This is a genomic window from Mycobacterium aquaticum (genome assembly GCF_002086485.1).
In the GTDB taxonomy this organism is placed as follows: domain Bacteria; phylum Actinomycetota; class Actinomycetes; order Mycobacteriales; family Mycobacteriaceae; genus Mycobacterium; species Mycobacterium aquaticum.
This window is the reverse complement of the sequence record NZ_MVHF01000001.1, coordinates 206,709-226,527: the sequence shown is the minus strand read 5'-3', so window position 1 is coordinate 226,527 and position 19,819 is coordinate 206,709. Positions and strand designations below refer to the sequence as shown.

8 protein-coding genes are annotated in these 19,819 nt (G+C 68.8%); all 8 read right to left on the bottom strand.

What is annotated here, in order from left to right; genetic code table 11:
• Positions 1–2: 2 nt before the first annotated feature.
• From BST13_RS00935 to BST13_RS00900, 8 genes are read right to left on the bottom strand one after another with little or no spacing between them, the layout of a single operon-like run.
• A complete protein-coding gene (locus tag BST13_RS00935) occupies positions 3–215 on the bottom strand; it encodes an MbtH family protein (protein WP_083159691.1) in 213 nt (70 codons plus the stop codon).
• Positions 193–1,536: an NADPH-dependent L-lysine N(6)-monooxygenase MbtG gene (mbtG, locus tag BST13_RS00930; RefSeq protein ID WP_083159689.1), complete on the bottom strand. Its 1,344-nt coding sequence runs from the start codon at positions 1,534–1,536 to the stop codon at positions 193–195. Before mbtG ends, BST13_RS00935 begins: the two co-directional genes overlap by 23 nt.
• Positions 1,533–5,921 (bottom strand): non-ribosomal peptide synthetase, encoded by a 4,389-nt coding sequence (locus tag BST13_RS00925; protein WP_083159687.1) that lies wholly within the window; start codon positions 5,919–5,921, stop codon positions 1,533–1,535. The genes mbtG and BST13_RS00925 overlap by 4 nt, the downstream gene beginning before the upstream one ends.
• Positions 5,918–11,323, bottom strand: a complete 5,406-nt coding sequence (locus tag BST13_RS00920) for a non-ribosomal peptide synthetase (RefSeq protein ID WP_083159685.1) — start codon at positions 11,321–11,323, stop codon at positions 5,918–5,920. The genes BST13_RS00925 and BST13_RS00920 overlap by 4 nt, the downstream gene beginning before the upstream one ends.
• Positions 11,316–14,249, bottom strand: a complete 2,934-nt coding sequence (gene mbtD / locus BST13_RS00915; protein ID WP_083159683.1) for a mycobactin polyketide synthase MbtD — start codon at positions 14,247–14,249, stop codon at positions 11,316–11,318. Before mbtD ends, BST13_RS00920 begins: the two co-directional genes overlap by 8 nt.
• Positions 14,249–15,571 (bottom strand): beta-ketoacyl [acyl carrier protein] synthase domain-containing protein, encoded by a 1,323-nt coding sequence (locus BST13_RS00910; protein ID WP_083159681.1) that lies wholly within the window; start codon positions 15,569–15,571, stop codon positions 14,249–14,251. Before BST13_RS00910 ends, mbtD begins: the two co-directional genes overlap by 1 nt.
• Positions 15,561–16,307 carry a thioesterase II family protein gene (locus BST13_RS00905; RefSeq protein WP_095533359.1) on the bottom strand — a complete coding sequence of 249 codons (747 nt, stop codon included), beginning with the start codon at positions 16,305–16,307 and terminating at the stop codon, positions 15,561–15,563. Before BST13_RS00905 ends, BST13_RS00910 begins: the two co-directional genes overlap by 11 nt.
• Positions 16,304–19,783 carry a non-ribosomal peptide synthetase gene (locus BST13_RS00900; protein WP_281254705.1) on the bottom strand — a complete coding sequence of 1,160 codons (3,480 nt, stop codon included), beginning with the start codon at positions 19,781–19,783 and terminating at the stop codon, positions 16,304–16,306. Before BST13_RS00900 ends, BST13_RS00905 begins: the two co-directional genes overlap by 4 nt.
• Positions 19,784–19,819 lie beyond the last annotated feature (36 nt).

The window sequence follows — 19,819 nt, the reverse complement described above, 5'->3', positions numbered from 1 at the left end:
AGCTACCGGGCCATGACCTCACGCAGGCTCCGGGGCCGCAAATCGGTCCAGGTCTGCTCGACATAGTCCAGGCAATCCGACCGGCTGCCCTCACCGAAGACCACCCGCCAGCCGACGGGCACGTCGGCGAACGCCGGCCACAGGCTGAATTGGTCCTCGTCGTTCACCAGAACGACGAAGGTGCCGCGCTCGTCATCGAACGGATTGGTGCTCATCGGTACTGGTCTCCTCTTCGCGCAAGCGCTCATCGGTACTCCTGATCGATCGGTCTCTGATGGCGGAGCCGGCTCCCAGGTCGGCGGCCAGCACGCGGTCGGACAGCAATCCGAGGCAGCTGAGGTTGGGGAAGCCGGGGCCCTGGTTCAAACCCGCCAGGCCTGGTAGGAACAGCTTCGGGGTCACGCCTGCGACCGCGAGATCGTCGCCGATGGACTCCTGCAGGTTCTCCCCCGTCAGCGGACGTCCCAGACCCAGTTCGAGCATGTCGAGGGCATCCTGGGCCAGCAGCGGAACGAACCACAATGCGTCCGCGCCGGATCCGTCGATCACCAGGTCGAAACCGTGCACGGTCTCCGAACGCTCGGCGCCCGTGTCGCTGAGCAGCGTCAACCGGATGCGTTCGTCGCGGGCGACGGCATGGGCGACCCGGCCGCGGAGATGCCGGATGCGGTCGTCGGCCAGCAGCGCTTCCTGAACCCGCGCCGAGAACACCCCACGGTCGGTGCGGTTCATGGCATCGCGGCGTTCGGACAGGGTCAGGCCCGACCAGTGGGTGGGATCCGAGTACAGGGTGTTCTCGAAGAAGCCTTCCCCCCGCGTGAAGAGAGTGACCTGCGGCGAGATCACCGTGATGGTCGAAACCCGGTGGCGGAAAAGCTCATTGAGCATGGTCGCCGCGGTTTCCCCGCCACCGATCACCGCCACCCGCTCCGCGGCGATCAGCTCTTGCGCAGCGGCGCGATGCCAGAACTGCGCGATGGACAGCACCCTCGGATTGCCGGGCAGGATGGACTTTTCGGCCTGCCCGGGTCCGGTCACCATGACCGCGTCGGCGCGCACGGTGTCGTGGTGGGTCTTCAACACCCAGGCGCTCTGGCCGTCGTCGACGCCGATCTCGGTCACCTCACCGGACACCACGGTCATCCCGACGTTGTCGGCCACCCAGTTCAGGTACTGGCTCCACCGGCGATGGGTCGGGGCAGGCCTGCCCCTGTCGACCCACTCGGCGAAGTGGCCGATGTCGATCAGGAACGACTGCCAGCTGTGCCGCATCATCCGTTCGTCGAGCTCGGCGTTGCGGCGCGGCACCAACGACGACCGGTACGGGAAGCCGACGTCCTTTTCGGGACTGGTGCCCAGCCGGTGCTGGCCGTCGGTCCAACCGCCGACGGCCTGCCAGTTGGCCGCGACGCCGGCACGTTCCACGACGACGACCTCGGGTGCGGGCACACCCATGGTCCGCAATTCGGCGGCCTTGGCTGCCACCGCGATCGCTTTGGGGCCGGCACCGATCACGGCCAGGGTGGGTGTGCTCACGCGGTCACCTCTCGCAGGGAGTCGAGCCAGATCGCTTGCAGGGCAGCGATGTCGGCGTCGGAGAGAATGTCGGGCAGGGTGCGCCACTGGGTGCCGAGGATCGCGGCGCCGTCGCCGTCGATCACCGCGGCCATGATGGTCAACTCGTGGCGCACCGCCACCTGCGGTTCTGGCACGGGCGACACCGCAGCTGTCAGGGACCGGTCCTGTTGCAGGGCGTTGTCCGCAGAGTTGAGTTCGATGCGGCCGAGGTAGTTCAGCAGGATCTGCGGATCCCGGTGGGCGCCAAGTCTTTCGGCGGTGTCAGGCCGAAGGTGACGCAGCAGGCCGTAGTCGATCGGGTCACCCGGGATGGCAGCGACCTCCGCTGCCACCCCGCGCGCATCGTCGGCGGTGAGCCGCAGCGGATAGATCATGCTGAGCAACCCCGCGGTGTCCCCGGTGTCGACGTCGCCGTCGTCATCATCGAGGCCCGTCGAGAGCACGCCGTCGGAGCGCCCGTAGGTTTCGAGCGCGAGCAACGGCGCGGGCGTGGGCTGTCCACGAAGCCTGCGCCAGGTGGTCAGCGCGCGGGCCGTCGTCGCCGCGAGCACTTCGGTCACCGGCACCGGTCCGGCCAGCAGCCGTGCGGTGACATCGGGTTCGGCGTACGCCATCTCGACCACCACGTCGCCCATCCGGTCGTGGGCCGGATCGATGCGTCTCATGCCGAGATCGGGATCGCCACCGTCGAATTGACGTTCCCAGAAATCGCACGTGTCGAGCTTGAGCGCACGGTCGGACAACAGGCGCGACCACTGCCGCAGCGAGGTGTGCTCGCGCACCGGCGTGGGCGTGCGCCCGGCCGCCAAGGCATGCCAAGCGGTTTCGAGTTCGCCGACCACGATCCGCCACGACGCCGGATCCAGCGCCAGCACATGGCCGGTGAGGATCAGCACGCCCGCGCCCGCGTCGGGATGGTGCAGCCACACCGCATCGAGCGTCGAGCCCTGTTGCGGGTCAATCCGTTCCACCGACAGTTTGGCCTGCTCGGCCACCGCGGCGGCCAGGTCACCGGACGCGGTCGCCTCGGAGAGCACCGCGCCTGCATCGTGGGCGACGAGCGTCATGGTGGCGCGGTCGAGCCGCGTGCGCAGAACCTCGTGCCCGTCGATCACGGTGCGCAGCACGGTGTCGAGGTGCTCGCGGGTGGTGCCCTCCGGCAGCCGGAACGCCTCGGTCTGCGCGAGCCGGCGTGGATCACCGTACTGGTAGAGCCAGCGACCGTTGGGCAGCAACGGGATCGGACCTGATTCCTCGTCACCGTCGTCGAGCCGGACCTCGTCGTTGTCGACGGCAGCCGCGAGTTCCCGCACCGACGAGCAGTCCAACATCAGCCGGGCCCGCATCGCGATACCACGGCGGCGCACGGCCTGCACCACCGACAGCGCCACGATGCTGTCCAGCCCCAGTTCGAGGAAGTCTGCCGTGACATCGACGTCACCTATGTCGAGCATGTCCGCGAGCACCTCGGCGAGCACCTTCTCGGTGTCTGTCGCCGGGGCGTCGGACCCGTCGACGCGGCCCGTCGCGTCGAACGCGGCCAGCGCGGTGTCGTCGACCTTGCCGTTGGTGGTCAGCGGAATCTCGTCCACCGCGATGATGTGGTGTGGCACCAGGTATCTCGGCAATATCGCCGACAACGTGTGACGCAGCTCGGCGGTGGGCACGTCGCCGCACACGTACGCCGTCAGGCGCGGCCCGCTGCGGTGCCGGCGTACCGCGACGTGGGCGTGCCGCACCCCGGGTTGTCTGCGCAGCACAGCTGCGACCTCACTCGGCTCCACCCGGAACCCGCGTATCTTGACCTGATCGTCGACCCGGCCCAGAAATTCGATGGCATGCGGGCCGGGACGTCGCCGCACCACGTCACCCGTCCGGTACATGCGCGCACCGGGTTTGAACGGATCGGCGACGAACCGGCTCGCAGTCTCCCCCGGCCTGCCGACATAGCCGCGGGTGAGTTGTCCACCGGCCAGGTACAACTCGCCGGCCACGCCGTCGGGAACCGGCCGCAGCCAGTGATCCAGCACGTATGCGGTGGTCGAATCGGTGGGCACGCCGATGCACGGCGCGGTGTGCTCCCTGATCGCGGCGACGACCGCCTCGACCGTGGTTTCGGTCGGCCCGTAACAGTTGTACGCCGACATCCAGGTGCGCTCGCACTCGTCTCGGATCCCTTGCCACGCAGCGCGGTCGATGGCTTCGCCACCTAATGCCAGCACGGCCAACGGCACCCGCGACAGCAACCCGGCTGCGCGCAGCTGGCTGAACATCGATGGTGTGGTGTCGATCATGTCGATCGCGTAGCGGCCGATGGTGTCGACGAGAGCCTCTGCGTCCCGCTGGATCTCGTCGCCGACGATGTGCACGGTGTGCCCGTCGAGCAAGGCCACGAGCGGTTGCCAGGCCGCATCGAAGGTGAACGACCAGGCGTGCGCGATGCGCAGCGGTCGGCCCAGCCGGTCGGCGGCAGGCCGCAGGATGCGGCGGGCATGATCAGCGCCGTAGGCCAGCAGCGCCCGATGGGTTCCGATGACGCCCTTGGGTTTACCGGTGGTACCCGACGTGAACACGATATAGGCGCCTTGCCCAGGGTGCACCGACGCCGGACGGTGCTCGGTGGCGGGCTCGCCGGCGACAGCGGCGAGCAGGGCCTCGTCGACGACGAGGCTCGCACCGGTCTGGCGGAGGATCTCGGCGACGCGCTCGTCGGGCATGGCGGGATCCAGCGGCACGATGAGTCCACCCGCCTTGAGGACCGCCAGCATGGCCACGACGTAATCGGGACCGCGGCGCAACCGGATCGGGACCGGGGTCTCGGTGCTCACCCCGCGGCGGTGCAAGCCGGCCGCCAACGTGTCGGCGGCCTCCTCGAGCTGACGGTAGCTCAGTTCGCCGCCCTCCCAGCTCAATGCGATCGACCCGAGCCGCTGCGCCGCGACCGTCGTGAACGCGGTATGGAACCCGCCGTGTCGTTCGGCGGTGTCCGCCGCGGCAGCGGGTTGCTGCTCGCCGGCCTGGGTGACCGTCACCTCGCGCAACGGGCGATCCCACAGCTGAAGGAGACGCTGCACGACGGCGAGAACACGCTGTCCGAGGGCCCGCGGGTCGAGCAATCCCAGTGCACCGTCGAGTGTTTCGACCAGGACAGTGAGCCTGCCGTGGGTGGGGTGCGCGGCAATGGTGACCGGGAAATGCGAGAGGCTTTCCAGCGCAGCCGGTTTCAGTACCGCTGCGGCGAGGGGAAAGTCGCCGCTGCCGACCAGGCCGCCGGGCGGGAAGTTCTCGTACACCAGCAGCGTGTCGTAGAGTTCGCCGATGTCACCGAGCGACCGCAGTTCGGTGTGGCTGAGATAGCTGTGGTCGCGCAAGTCGGCGGCCTCGCGTTGCAGCGCCTGGCATTGCCGGCTCACCGGCTGCGACGGGTCGAGGCGAACGCGCAGCGGCACGGTGTTGATGAACAGTCCGACCATCGCCTCCACCCCGGCAAGCTCGTCGGGACGGCCCGAGACGGTCACGCCGAACACCACGTCGGTGCGATCGGTGAACGCGGACAGGATGATGGCCCAGGCCATTTGGAACAGTGTGTTGACGGTGACGCCGCGCGAGCGGGCACCATTGAGGATCTCGGTGGTCTGCTGCTCGTCGAGGGTGACCTCGGTGCGTTCGGGCAGCCCGGGCCGCGGCTCCCGGCCCGACAGTGCGGGGGACAGCATCGTCGGGGCATCCAGACCCGCGAGGTGGGCGCGCCAGCGGGCCCGGCTGGCGTCCTGGTCGAGGCCGGCCAGCCAGCCGATGTAGTCGCGGTACGGCCGGGGTGATGCGGGCAATGCCGCGTCATCCCCCTTGGCCGCGTACAGCGTGAGGAACTCGCCGACGAACACCGGCAGCGACCACCCGTCGATGGTGATGTGATGGGCGACGATGACCAATCGCCAACGCAGCTCGGGCTTTTCGATGAGCAGGAACCGGATCAACGGACCGCGGCCCAGATCGAAAGGCCTGGCCCGCTCTTCGGCCTCGATGGTGAGGGCCTCTGTCTCGGTCGCGCTGACATGTCGCCATGGCACCGCGACTGCCGACGGAACAACCGCCACCGGACGACTCAGATTGCCTTGAAAGAAGCTGGCACGCAGGTTCGGATGGCGAACCAGCATCGCCTCGGCACAGCGCCGCAGCAACTCGACGTCCAGGAGCCCGTCGATGTCGGCCGCCATCGCGATGACATACGGGTCGACGCCTTCGTCACCGTCGGTCAACCCGGCCAGCGAGTACAGCCCCTGTTGCAGCGGGCTCAGTGCCAGGACGTCGTCGACGCCGCGCGGTGTTCCGGTTGCGGTCATGGTGTTCCGTCCGTGTCGTGTCCCCAGCCCGCGGTCAGCATCGCCAGCTCGTCGGCCGATAGACCGGACGCGGCCATGGGTGCGTGGTGGGTGTCGCCGGGTGCCGCACTGCTGGTGCCGATGTCGATCGCCGCGGCCAAGCCGGCCAGCTCCGGATGTTCGAACACCATGCGCGCCGTCATCGCCACCCCGGCATCACGCGCCCGTGCCGCCAACTGCACGGCCAGGATGCTGTCGCCGCCGAGGGCGAAGAAGTCGTCGTGGCGCCCGACCTCGTCGACGCCGAGCAGCTCGGCCAACTGGGCGGCGAGGGCCATTTCGGTCGCCGTGGCCGGAGGTTCGCTGCGCATCGTCGTCGTCGCCCGCGGTCGCGTCAACACCCCGAGGTCGTCGACGACCATGAGGGGCACCCCGCTGAATTCCTCTGGCAGCGCGGCACGTACCTCCTCCAGCACCTCGTCGGCACCACCGTCGACAACGATGTACCCGGCCAGCAGCGAGCCGCCACGGCTTTCCCAGTTCCTCGTGGCGGCCGCCGCGACGCCGTCGAGTGCCTCCAGCGCGGCCTGTAGCCGCGGGTCACCTGTGGTGACCGGTTCCAGCCGGCCGTCGGTGGTCCACCGGGCCCGGTCCCCCGTGCGGTACAGCTGCCCTGCACCGAAAGGGTTGGGCACGAACCGTTGCGCGGATGCCCCCGCCCCTCCCCGCGCCGCCTGGTCGACGGCACCACCGGCGAAGTAGACATCGCCGATCACACCCACGGCCGCGGGCTCGAGCCATTCATCGAGGACGTAGACGTGCGTCGCACCCTCGGTCTGCGGCAGCCCGGCCGGCGGCACCGCCCGCCGGCTCCAGTCCTCGACCAGCCGTGTCCGCTCGGCCGGTTCGATGACGCCGATGTCACGCAGCGTCTGGTCGGCGTCGGTGGCGAACGCTTCGAGGATGCGGTGCAGCCAACCCACGAGCCGCTGCGCGGTCGCGGGTTCGTACAGCTCGGTGCGGTAGATGACCGTGCCCTTGTATCCGGCGTCGGGCCGAGCGAAGAAGTTCAGCGACAGATCGGCATGCGCCACGTCGAACGTGGGTTCCAATGCGGTGAAACGCGTTTCACCGTCGGGGCCGGAGTCGATGACCTGCTCGGCCGGCAGATCCTCGCGCACGTGGACGACGACCCCGAACAGTGGGTTGCGGGACAGCGACCGTACGGGGCTCACGGCGTCGACGACGCGATCGAACGGCAGGTCCTGGTGCTGGTAGGCGGCCAGAGCCATATCGCGCGACCGTCTGAGCACCTCGCGCAGGGTTGGGTTGCCCGACAGGTCGTTTCGGAGCACGACGATGTTGATGAAGAATCCGATCAGCGCGTCGAGCTCGGGGGCCGTGCGCCCGGCGACGGGAGTGCCCAGCGGTATGTCGGTGCCCTGCCCCGCCTTGTGCAAGGCGATGGCGACAACGGCTTGCAGCAGCATGAATTCGGTGACGCCGAGTTCGCGGGTCAGTTCGACGAGCTTCGTGCGGGTCGCGGCGTCGATGGTGAAGTCGAACGCCCGCCCGTCACCGCTCGGCACGGCAGGACGCGGGAAGTCCGGGTGCAGGCCGTTCTCCTCGGGCAGCCCGGCCAGTTGTGTTGTCCAGTAAGCCCGCTGGACATCGACCGTGGCATCGTCTGCTGATCCTTGCCAGGCCGCAAAATCCGCATACTGCACCGGCAATGCCGTCCACTCCACCGGTTGTCCCGCGCGGCGCGCGTGGTATGCCGTGAGCAGGTCGGTGAACAACACCGCGCCCGACCAGTGGTCGGCGGCGATGTGATGCACGACGAGCGACAGCACAATTTCCTCACCGGTGGACAGCACCGCGGCGCGCACGGGCAGGTCGGCCTCGAGGTCGAAGCAGTACCTGCGTTCGGCGTCGAGTTCACGCTGCAGCCAGTCCTCCCCCTCCCCGCGGGCCCGGCGCACGGTCAGCGGGGCTCGCGGATGCACGGTCTGGTATGGCACGCCGTCGATTTCCCGATAGGTCGTCCGCAGGATCTCGTGTCGGTCGACGACGTCGTTGACGGCGGCGATCAACGCGTCGACGTCACATGGACCACTCAGGCGCGCCGCAAACGGCACGTTGTTCACGGGGTTGGGGCCGTCGATGCGGAACTGGAACCACTGCCGAAGCTGTGCGGCCGACATCTGCAGCGGCCCGTCGTGCGAGACCGCGACGATCGGCCTGCCCGTACTGGTACCGGAGGCGCGCAGCGCCTCGATGTGCGTGGCCAATCCCGCGACGGTGGCGTGCTCGAACACGTCCTGCACACCGACGTCGACGCCGCAGCGAGCCCGCACCGCGGCGACCAGCTTGGTGGCCAGCAGCGAGTGACCACCGAGGTCGAAGAACGAGTCGTCGGCCCCCACCGTGGCGCGGTCGAGCAGCTCGGCGAACAGTGCCGCGACATCGCGTTCGGTGTCCGTCGACGGTTCCCGGAATTCCTTGGTGGACGAGATCTCCGGTTCGGGAAGCGCCCTGCGGTCGATCTTGCCGTGTGCGGTGATCGGGATCTCGGGCAGCTCGACGTATGCCGCGGGCACCATGAATTCGGGCAGCGCCGCGCTGACCCTGGCGCGGATGCGGTCGATCTCGACCCTGTCGGCATCGGCGGCCGCGGTGATGTAGGCGACCAGGCTCTTGCCCAGGGTGGGTAGGTCGCTGACCACCACGACGGCCTGGCCGACGGACGGGTCGACGGAGATTGCCGCCGACACCTCGCCGAGTTCGATGCGGAACCCGCGGATCTTGACCTGTTCGTCTGCGCGGCCGACGAATTCGATGTCACCGTCGGCGTTGCGCCGGGCCAGATCGCCCGAGCGGTACATGCGGCCACCCGGATTGAACGGGTCGGCGACGAAGCGTTCCGCGGTCAGGCCCGGCCGGTGGTGGTAGCCGTGCGCGATATGTGTCCCGCCGATGTAGATCTCACCGATCACCCCGGCCGGGACGGGCTGCAGCGCGTCGTCGAGCAGGTGGATGGTGGTGTTGATCTTCGGCGTCCCGATCGGGACGATGCGGGCGCCCTGCTTGCCTTCCACCTTGTAGCGGGTGCAGTTGAGCACGGTCTCGGTCGGGCCGTAGAAGTTGTGCAGCAACGCATCGAACGTGGCGTGGAACTTGTCGGCGATCTCGCCGGGCAGGGCTTCCCCACCGATCGGCACACGCTGCAGGGTGCGCCATTCGTTGACCCCGGGCAGCGACAGGAACAGGCCCAGCAGCGACGGCACGAAGTGCATCGAGGTGATGCCCTCGTCGCGCAGAAGCTCGGTGAGATACCCGATGTCCGTCAGGCCGCCCGGTTTGGGGATGACGAGCCGCGCACCGGCGGCCAGCATGCCGAAGATCTCCCCGATCGATACGTCGAAGCTCTGCGAGGCCACCTGCAGCAGGCGGTCGTCCTGCGAGACCCCGTAATCACCACCGAACCACACGAAGTACTCGGCGATCGGGCGGTGCTGTACCGGAACACCTTTGGGGAGGCCCGTGGAACCCGAGGTGTAGATCAGGTACGCGGTGTTGTCCGGGTGCAGCGGACGTAGCCGCTCGGTGTCGGTCGGGTCGGTGCACGGCTGGTTCTCCAGGCCGGTGACCGGTTCGCGCAGCACGAATTTCGGGTCCGAGTCGGCGAGGATGTAGTCGAGCCGGTCTTGCGGATAGGTCGGATCGACCGGGAGGTACACCGCACCGGCCTTGACGATGGCCAGTGCGGTGATGACGAGCTCCGGTGACTTGTCCAACAGGACCGCCACCCGATCCTCGGTGCCGATGCCCTGCCCGATGAGCCAGTGCGCCAACCGGTTCGCCGACTCGTTGAGCTCGCGGTAGCTGTAGTGCCTGCCCTCGTACACCACGGCCGTCGCGTCGGGGGTCCGCGCGGCCTGCTCGGTCACCAGGTCGGTCAACGTGGTTGCCGGAGTGTGGAACTGCTCACCGGTGCTGACGGCGCTGATCCACTCGGCGTCTTCGGGGCTGAACAGCTGCAACCGCGACAGCGGCCGGTGCGGGTCGGTCAGCGCGTCATCGAGCAGAACGGCGTAGTGGCGCAGCATCTGGGCGGCCAGCGGGCCGTCGATGACTTCGGTGAGGTATTCGGCCTCGACGACAACACCACCGGTGGCGTCCCATTCGACCATGAAGCCCAGCGGCAGCTGGGTGTGCTGGCCGCGTAGCTCAGCGCGCCGGCACGTGACACCATCGGGGCTGAAACCGCCGCCGTCGGGTTCGCGGAAGCCGAAGCTCAGCCTGGTCATCCGTTCGGCGCCGTGGCGGCGGTCCGGGTTCAGCTCGCGCACCACGCGGTCGAGATTGACCCGCTGATGGGCGAACGCTCCCAGCGCGACGTCGCGGGTCGCGGTGACCAGTTCATGAAAGCCGGTGGCCCGGTCGATCCGCATGCGCAAGGCCACGGTGTTGCCGTAGTAGCCGATGGTCTCGTCGGACTCGCGGTTGAGCACCGGTGTGGCGACCAGGAAATCGTCGGTGTGTGTATAGCGATGGACCAGGACGCCGAAGGCGGCCAGCAGCACCATGTACGGCGTGGCACCGGTGTCGCGGGCCAACGCGGACACCTTCTCGACCGTGTCGGGCGCCAGCACCAGCGTGGTGCGCTGCGAGCGGAAGCTGCTCGGCACTGCTGAACCCGTGGGGCCGGGCAGTTCCAGCGGCTCCGGCGGGTCGGCGAGGACGTCGCGCCAGTAGGCGAGATCGTCGTCGGCCTCCGCGCCGCTGTGGCCCGGGTTCGCGTATGCCCGTGGTGTTTCCGGGAGTCGCGCTCCACCGTAGGCGCGGGTGAGATCGGTGAAGAATACCCGCCATGACCCGTCGTCCCAGGCGATGTGGTGTGCGACGAGCAGCATGACGTGATCGGCGGGACCGGTCTTGATCAGCGTGATCCGCAGCGCGGATTCGGCGCCCAGATCGAACGGGGTGCCGAACTCCCGCTGCGCGAGCACCTCGAGCCGCAATTGCCGTGCGCGCTCGGACTTGTCGGATAGGTCATGCGTCGTCCACGCGGGGAACACGTCGTCGTGCACGGTCGCACGAGGTTCACCGTTCTCGTCGGCGGCGAACGTCGTCCGCAAGATCGGATGTCGCTGTGCGACGGCGTTGACCGCGTCGTGCAGCGCCCCGGCATCGATCTGACCGGTGAGCCGGTAGGACAGGCAGACATTGAGCAGGACACCACTCGGGTCGAAGCCCTGCACGAACCACATCCGGCGCTGCCCGTCGGTCAGGGCACCGGGGTCCACCGCGGCGCGTTCGGCATCCACCACCGCCGAGGCGAGGCCGCGTTCGGCGAGCTTGCGCCGCATCAACTCCAGCCGTGCGTCGGTGGTGCCAGGTGCGTCTGCGATGTCAGTCACGCGAAAGGGTTTCCTTTTCAGATCTGTCGAGGTGCTCGATCAGCTCGGAGGCGCTCGCACCGCCGAGGATGGTGGCCAGCGGCACGGCGCGTCCGGTGGCCTTCTTGAGTTTCTTGCGGAGGTCGAGCGCCAGCAGCGAGTCGACTCCGAGGTCGAGCAGCGACGCGTCGAGGTCCAGCCGGGCGGTGTCACTGAGTTTGAGCACCGACCCCAGCGCGCCCCGGACGACTCCGGTGGTGTCCGACTGGGTCGGCGGCTCGGGAATCTCTGTCTCGTCGTGGTTCTCGGTGCCGAGAAATGCCCGCAACCGGTCGGCGTCCGCCGCGAAAATCAGCGGGTCCCCGGCATGATCACGCAGACTGGCCTCGACCGCGCGGGCCGGGTCCATGGGTTGCAGCCCAGACCGCTGCACTCGTTCGATCTCGTCGGCGGAAATGATGCCGCTGCCGGGCCACAGCCCCCACCGCACCGACGTGCAGTGCCTGCCCGCCGTTCGCAGCTCGGCAGCCAGCCCGTCCAGCAGCCGGTTGGCAGCCGCGTACGCCGCATGCCCGTACCCACCCCACAACCCGGACACCGAGGAGCACAACACAATTCGTGCGTCGGGACGCAGTGGCCACGCCGCGACGAGGTTGTTCGCGCCGCCGACCTTGGCCGCGAACGTGTCACGCACGGCCGTGCCGGTGATATCCCGCCGCGCCGCGATGGTCGCGCTCGCCGCGGTGTGGATCATCAGTGAGGCACCACCGCCCGCGAATTCGGCCGCCACCGCCGACACTTGCGCCGGGTCGGTGATATCGCAAGCCGGCGCGACGATCTCGACGTCGTGCGGCGCGGCGAGCTCCGCGAGCCGGCCGGTATCCATACCTCGGCGGCTGAGCAGCACGATGCGCTGTGCGCCGTGTTCGGCGAGATAGCGTGCATAGTGCAGGCCGACCGCGCCGGTGCCGGTGATCACGACCTGGTCGAACACGCCCGACTCGGCCGACCACGCCTGCGCCTGCGAGAATTCGTCGCGCATGGTGCGCCGCAACAACGCCGGGCCGTGCCCGTTATCGCGCACCGCGAGATCGCCGCTGCCACCCAGCATCGCCGTGACGGCCGATGCCGCCACCTCTGGAGGGAGATCGGCGAGTAGGTCCATACGGTGGAAGTTCTGCTCGGGATGCTCGTAGCCGACGCTGCGATGCATCGCAGCGAGCGCGTCGGCCCCGGGCAGTTCGCCGCCCACCGTGACCAGCCAGACGTCGCGGGTGTCGGCGGTGACCGCGTCAGGGTAGTCCAGCAGCCCGGCCTCGACTCGACGGCTCAGTTCCGTTGCGGCCCCGGTGGCGTCGGTAGGAAGATCCGGCGCGACCACGATGAGCAGATCGGCGTCGGCGACCTCCACCACGCGGACCGCGCCGCTGGCGTCGATCGCCGCGCGCAGTTGCGTGCTCACCTGTCCGCCGTCACCCAGATCCAGCACCGCTGCCCGGCGGACACCTTCCACGGCCGGCAGCGCACCCAGTTCTTGCCACTGCTCAGTAGCCACCGTCAGGCCCGGCAGCGGGGGCAGCGGCTGCGGCCGCGCCCACAAATGCTCGGCCCGCATAGGGGCGAAGGGAAAGTCGCGCAACGGTTTCGCCGGGCCGAGCAGGTCGGCCCAGCGAAAACCCGGATCGGCCTGGGCCGCGGTCGCGATGTTGGCCGAGAGCTCCTCGGCGAGTGGTTCACCGCGCCGCCCGGACCCCACCATCACCGCGGGGCTGCCTGCCAGATCGGCGTCGTCGAGCAGGTCTCCCATGGCGAACAGCAGCGCGGGGTGCGCGGACAGTTCGACGAAGATGCGGGCGCCCCGGCGGATCGCGGTTCCGATGGCGCGGTCGAAATGCACAGGGCTGCGCAGGTTGGTGTACCAGTAGTCTGCGAAATTCGTACCGGCCACCACCACGTCGGCAGTGGCCGAGCCGATGAACTGCACCGCGGAGTCGGTGAATTCACCAGCGGGCAGCAGTGTTTCGAGTTCGGGACGCACCTCGTCGAGCGCGGTGGTGTGCGCCGGGAACCGCATCTCGATTTCTTTGGCGAACGATCCGTTTCCGGTGACGGTGCGCACTGCCGCCGCAACGGCGGCGGCTTCCCCCGATACCGCCACCGACGAGCGGGAATTCACCACGGACAGTTCCAGCCACCCTGGAGTCTCGGCGATCACCTCGTGCGCCGCGTCGGCAGTGATGCCGAGCACCGCCACCCGGTACGGTCCGGTGAGCCGGTCGAGCACCGTCGCCCGGGCGACGACGATTGCGACCGCCTCGGACAGCGTGATGGCCCCTGCCAGGTAGGCCGCACCGATCTCGCCGAGCGAGTGCCCGACGGTGATATCGGGCAGCACACCGCATGACAGCCAGACCCGGGCCAACGCCACACCGTGCACGAACTGGGCGCCCTGGATCTGCTCCTGCGAGAACTCGTTGGTGTCAGCCGTCGCCGGAGCCAGCAGGTAGTCAAGGGGTGACGCCGCGCCGGCCGCGCGGAATGCCACGGCGCACGTGTCGGCCTCGGCCCGATAGTCCGGCAGCCCGGCATAGGGCTCGACTCCCATCGACGGCCACTGGCTGCCCTGGCCGGGGAACACGAACGCCACCCGTGGTTGCGAATTTCCTTGGTGTGAAGCACTTCCCGTCGACCTGGTGACCAGCCCGTGATCCTGGCCCGCAGCCACAGCGCGTAGCCCGTCGAGCAGTTCAGCGCGGTCGGCAGCCCGCACCAGGGCACGGTGCCGACGCGTCCGGCGGGTGCTCAACAAGGTCTGCGCCACGTCGGATGGTGTCGCGGCGGGGCGGGTGTCCAGGTAGCGCAGGACAGCGGCAGCATCCTGCGCGACGAGGTCTGGCGCGTGTGCGGTGAGCCGAACGGGGACGCGGCCGTCGGGAAACCCGCCCATCAGGCCGCCTCGTCCGATGGGATTGCGACGATGGCATGCGCATTGGTGCCGCTCATACCGAAGGCGGACACCGCGGCGATCCGTTGCCCGTTGACTGCGGGCCAGTGCGACTGTTTGGCGGCAACCCGCAATCCTTGTGCTTCCCAGTCGATTTCGCGGCTCACCTCGTCGACATGCAGGGTGGCCGGGATGGTGGCGCGGTGTGCGGCGAGCAGCACCTTGGCCAGCCCGAGACCACCGGCGGCTGCCTGTGCGTGCCCGATGTTGGATTTCACCGATCCGAGCACGGCACCCGCACGCGATGCGGTGACGCCATAGGTCTGGCTGAGCGAACGCAGTTCGGTGCGGTCACCCAGGCGGGTCCCGGTGCCGTGCCCTTCGATCATGCCGACATCCTCGGGCCGGATTCCCGCCTGCCGAATCGCCTTGTCGAACAACCGTTGTTGCGCTGCGCCGCTGGGCGCAGTGAGCCCGGTGGTGCGGCCGTCCTGGTTGACCGTGGTGGCGCGGATCTCCGCGAGGATGCGCCGCCCCTCGCGGCGGGCGTCCGCGCGGCGTTGCAGCACGAACATCGCAGCGCCCTCTGCCCACACCGTACCGCTGGCGTGTGCGCTGTATGGCCGGCAGTGCCCGTCGTCGGACAGTGCGTGTTGTTTCGAGAATTCGACGAAGTACCCGGGAGTGCCCATCACGCAGACGGCTCCGGCCAAGGCCATGTCGCAGTCACCGGCCCGCACCGCACCGACGGCGGTATGCAGTGCCGTCAGCGCCGACGAGCACGAGGTGTCGATGGTCAGGGCCGGTCCGGCGAGGTCCAGGGTGTAGGCGATACGGCCGGAGATCACTCCCAGCGAGGTGCCGGTGATGAGATGCCCGCTGTGGTACGAGAATTCGGAGAGTTCGGGCCCGTATTCCAGGCCGGAGGCCCCGATGTAGCAGCCCACGTCATGGCCGGCCAGGTCGTCGGGGTTGATGCCGCTGTTCTCCAGGGCCCGCCAGGCCAGGCGCAAACCGACGCGCTGCTGCGGATCCATGGCCACGGCCTCGCGCGGTGAGATGCCGAAGAACTCAGGGTCGAATGCGGCTGCGCTGGTGAGGAATCCGCCGCGATTGGGGATGGGCTTGAAGCCGTCGCGGCGCGAACCGTCGAGCAGGTCGCGGATGGCCCAGCCGCGGTCGGTCGGGAATGGGCCCAGGGTTTCGCGTTGTTCGGCGAGCAGTGTCCAGTAGTCCTCGGCGGTGTCGATACCACCGGGGGCCTCCAGCGCCATCCCCACGATCACGACGGCGTCGGCGGTGCACGTATGCGCGTCAGAGTTCATGGACCAGCTCCGCGACGTCGTCGATGTGGTCGTCGAGGTAGAAGTGGCCGCCGTCGAACATCGTTACCGTGAAGGCTCCCCTGGTGTGGGTTTCCCAGCAGCGCAACATGTTCTCGCTGACGCGATGGTCGGCGTCGCCGCCAAGGGCGTAGATGTCGGCAGCGATGGTCACGTCGGCCGCGCAGCGGTACCGGTTGTATGCCTGGTAGTCCGCGCGCACGGCCATCAGCAGCAGTTCGACGAAGTCTTCGTCGGCCAGCAACTGCGCGTCGGTGCCGCCGAGTTCCACCATCTCGGCCAGGATTTCGGACTCGGCCGTGGGCAGCTTCGGTGACGTGGCCGCCGCAGACGGCGCTTCGCTCGCCGACGCCCACAGCACCGCGACCTCGACACCCGCGCGCTCGGCGATCAGGGCGAACTCGAAGGCCACCACGGCGCCCATGCAGTGCCCGAACAAGCGCAGCGGCCCCATGCCTGCCCAGTCCCCCGCGTCGAACAGGTCGCGTGCGAGGTCCGCGACGGTTTGCGGGGCGGGATGAGTCAGTCGCTCCCCTCGTTGTGGATACTGCATGACGTAGGTATCGGACCCGGCCTCGGCCAAGGCCATGCCGAATCTCCGGTAGGCCAATGCCGCACCGCCCGCGTGCGGGAACACCAAGGTGGCCCCAGATGTGCCGGGATACCGCTTGATCCACGGTTTGATGCTCAGCTGCGCACCCGTCGCGTTGCCCGTCACGACGCGGACGCGGTGTCGAGCGCGGACAGCACGTCGGCGTCGTCCATCGCGGCAACCTCCAGGTACAGTTCGGCCACCTGTTCGAGGCGGCCGGGCTCGGCCTCACGCGTGGCCAGCCGATCCGCAAGTGCCTCCACGGTTCTGGTGGCGAAGATGTCGGGCACCATCACCGTCGGAGTGTCCAGCCAGTCCCGGATACGGGCGACGGCCGTGGTGGCCAGCACCGAATCACCTCCCAGTTCGAAGAAATCCTCGTCAACGCCGACCTTGTCGGTCGCCAGCAGTTCGGCCAGGATGCGGGCCAGTGCCTTCTGGACCACAGTCGACGGTGGCCGAACCTCTTCGCGGGCCCCGCCGGCGATCGCGTCGTCGAGCAGTTTGGTCACCGCGCGCCGGTCGGTCTTGCCACCCGTGGTGAACGGGAGCTGGTCGACCAGCTCGAAGTGGCGCGGAACCATATGCGGCGGAACGAGTTCCGCGAGTCCGGTGCGTAGCTCGGCACCGGTCACCGCGCCGTCGCGGGCGACGACCGCGGCGAGCACGTCGCCGACGGCGCCCGGCACCACGGCGGCCACCGCGGCGTGCACACCGGGCAACCGCTGCAACGCCGCTTCGATGTCGCCGAGTTCGATGCGGTAGCCACTGATCTTGACGCGGTGATCAGCGCGACCGACGAATTCCAGTGTGCCGTCGGGCCAATAACGGGCCAGGTCGCCGCTGCGGTACCAGGTGCGCCCGCAATAGGTCACGAACCGCTCGGCGGTCAGGTCCGGCTTGCCGCGGTAGCCGCGCGCGATCCCTCGGCCCGCGAACCACAGCTCGCCGGGCACCCAGTCGGGGCAGTCGGCACCAGCGGCGTTGACGACGCGGCAGGCGTTGTTCGCGAACGGCTTGCCGTAGGGCACAGCCGCCCAGTTGTCCGGCAGTTCTCCGGCCTCGAAAAGGGTTGCGTGGATCGCGGTTTCGGTGGCTCCGCCCAGGCCCGCCAACCGCACGCCGGGCGCCAGGGCCTGCAGCTTACGGACCATGGTGGTGCGGACCCAGTCCCCGCCTGTCGGTACCGCGCGCACCGACGGCAACGCGGCGCCGGTGGAAGCGGCCGTCTCGACCAGCATCTCCAGCGATCCGGGCAGGAAGTTGAGGACCGTGATGCCGTGGGTGTTGATCTGCTCGACCCAGTGGTGCGGATTGCGCCGGTCTGCCTCGTCGACCACCACGACTGTGGCGCCCGCAGCCAGCGTGCCGAACACATCGAGCACAGAGAGGTCGGACTCCAGGTGGGTCAACGCCAGGACACTGTCGTCCGGCCCGACACCGAAGTGTCCGTTGAGCACCTCGATCGTGTTCATCGCGGCGTCGTGGGTGACCTCGACACCCTTGGGTTCACCAGTCGAGCCCGACGTGAACAGTATGTACGCGAGCTCGTTGGGATCAGTTGTGGCAGGTTCGATCTCGTCGGCCCGCGCACCGACGCGCAGCGCTTCTGAGATGGTCAGGGCAGGCAGCCAGGTCGGCGGGCCGTCACCACAGAACAGCGCCATACGGACGTCGCCGCCTTTGAGCATCCGCTCGGCTCGCTGCGCGGGCTGATCGATCCCCACCGGCACGTAGACCGCGCCGACCGCAAGGATCGCCAGCAGCGCGGTGATCTGGTCGGGACCTTTGGGGCCCATGACCGCAACGCTTTCGCCGGTGCGGATCCCGGCAACCTTCAGAGCGGCGGCGACGGTGAGCACCTGCTCGCGCAGTTGCGCGTAGCTGAGCCGGCCGCTCGACCCGATCACCGCAGTCGCGTCGGGGCGCACGGCGGCCTGTGCGAAGAATCCGTGATGCAGCGCATGGCCGCTCGGCGCGGCGGTTTTCGCGTTGGCCGCATCGCGCACCGCGCGCTGTGGTTCGGTCAGCAGCGGTCGGGCCGGAGCTTCCCATGCGGTGTCGTCGGTGGCCAGCCGCCGTAGTTCGGCGATGTGGCGGTCGAACATGGCGTCGATGACGCCGGGCCGGAATGCGTCTTCCCGGACGTCCCAGTTGACCAGAACCCCGCCGTTGAATTCGGTGACCTGCGCGTCCAGCAGCACCTGCGGCCCTTGGGAATTGATCCAGATCGGGGTCCCGAAGGTCGCGGTGACCCGAGGACCGAACAGCTCCCCCAGCCCCAGCGCACTGGTGTAGACGACGGGCGCGAGCACCTGGGTGCCGCGGTGGCGGCTGAGATCACGCAGCACCGACAACCCGGGGTAGCCGGCGTGCCCGGCCGCGGCGCGGAAGGTGTCCTGAACCGCTCTGGCCCGGTCCGTGGCCGTCACGGTGCCGTCGAGATCGATGCCGAGTAGAAGCGATGAGGTGAAATCGCCGACGAGCTTGTCGACGTCGGGGTGCAGCTGTTCGCGACCGAAGAGCGGCACGTTGAGCAGGAAGCGCGACTCGGCCGACCAGCCGGCCAGGACTTCGGCGAACGAGGCCGCCAGCGCCATCGCCGGGGTGACGCCCCGGCGGCGCGCAGCTGCGTACAGGGCGTCGCGGGTGTCGGGGTCCAGCCAGTGGTGGCGCCGGGTGGTGTGGTGGGGGTCGGCCTGTTCGGCCGGCGGCACCAGCGGCAGTCGCGGCGGATCGGGCAGGTCGGCGATGCGTTCGGCCCACCACTGCCGGTCCGCATCGCTGTCGAGTTCCGGTGCTGCCAGCCGGTATTCGCGATACGTGTACTCCAGGGCAGGCAACTGCTCGCCACCGTAGAGGGCGGCAAGGTCGGACATCAACGTGCGGTAGCTCATGGCGTCAGCGGCCTGCATGTCGAGATCGACGTGCAAGCGCGTAGCTCCGCCGGGCAGCTGTGTCAGCGTCAGTTCGAACACCTCGCCGTGCAGCTGCTGATGAGACTTGGCACGGCGAATGGTCGCCAGCCGCTCTGCAACTCGCTCGGGTGTGGCCCCGCGCAGGTCTTCGACGGTGACCGGATAGCGCGCGGCGGGCTCAGCGATGCGCTGCGTTCCGTCGGGCAGGAATTGCACGCGCAGCATCGGGTGCCGTTCGGTCAGCGCGGTGGCGGCGCGTTGCAGCCGGTCGGGGTCAACCCCCTCGCCGTCGAACTCGACGTAGAGGTGCCCGGCCACGCCGCCGAGTTGCTGGTCACCTTCACGACCCACCCACATGGCGTGCTGCATGGGCGCCAGCGGGAACGGCTCCCCGGCGTCACGCGACTCCGGCGACGAAACAGACTGCGGAGCAGCATGATTGGATGTGCGGGCGGCCACAAGTTCAGCCCAGGCCGATACGGTCGGCGCGGCGGCCAGTGCGGCGAAGTCGACGTCGATGCCCGCCCGGCGCCAGCGGCCGGCCAGCGACATCATCCGGATGGAGTCCAGACCTTGTCCGATCAGGTCGGCGTCCGGATCGACGGCGTCGCTGCCGACACCGAGGAGGTCGGCCACCGCCTCCCGGATGCTCTGCGAGTCCGCGACGGCGCGATTGCTCATCATGACCTCCGACTGACGACAGATGATTTAGTGCAGGCT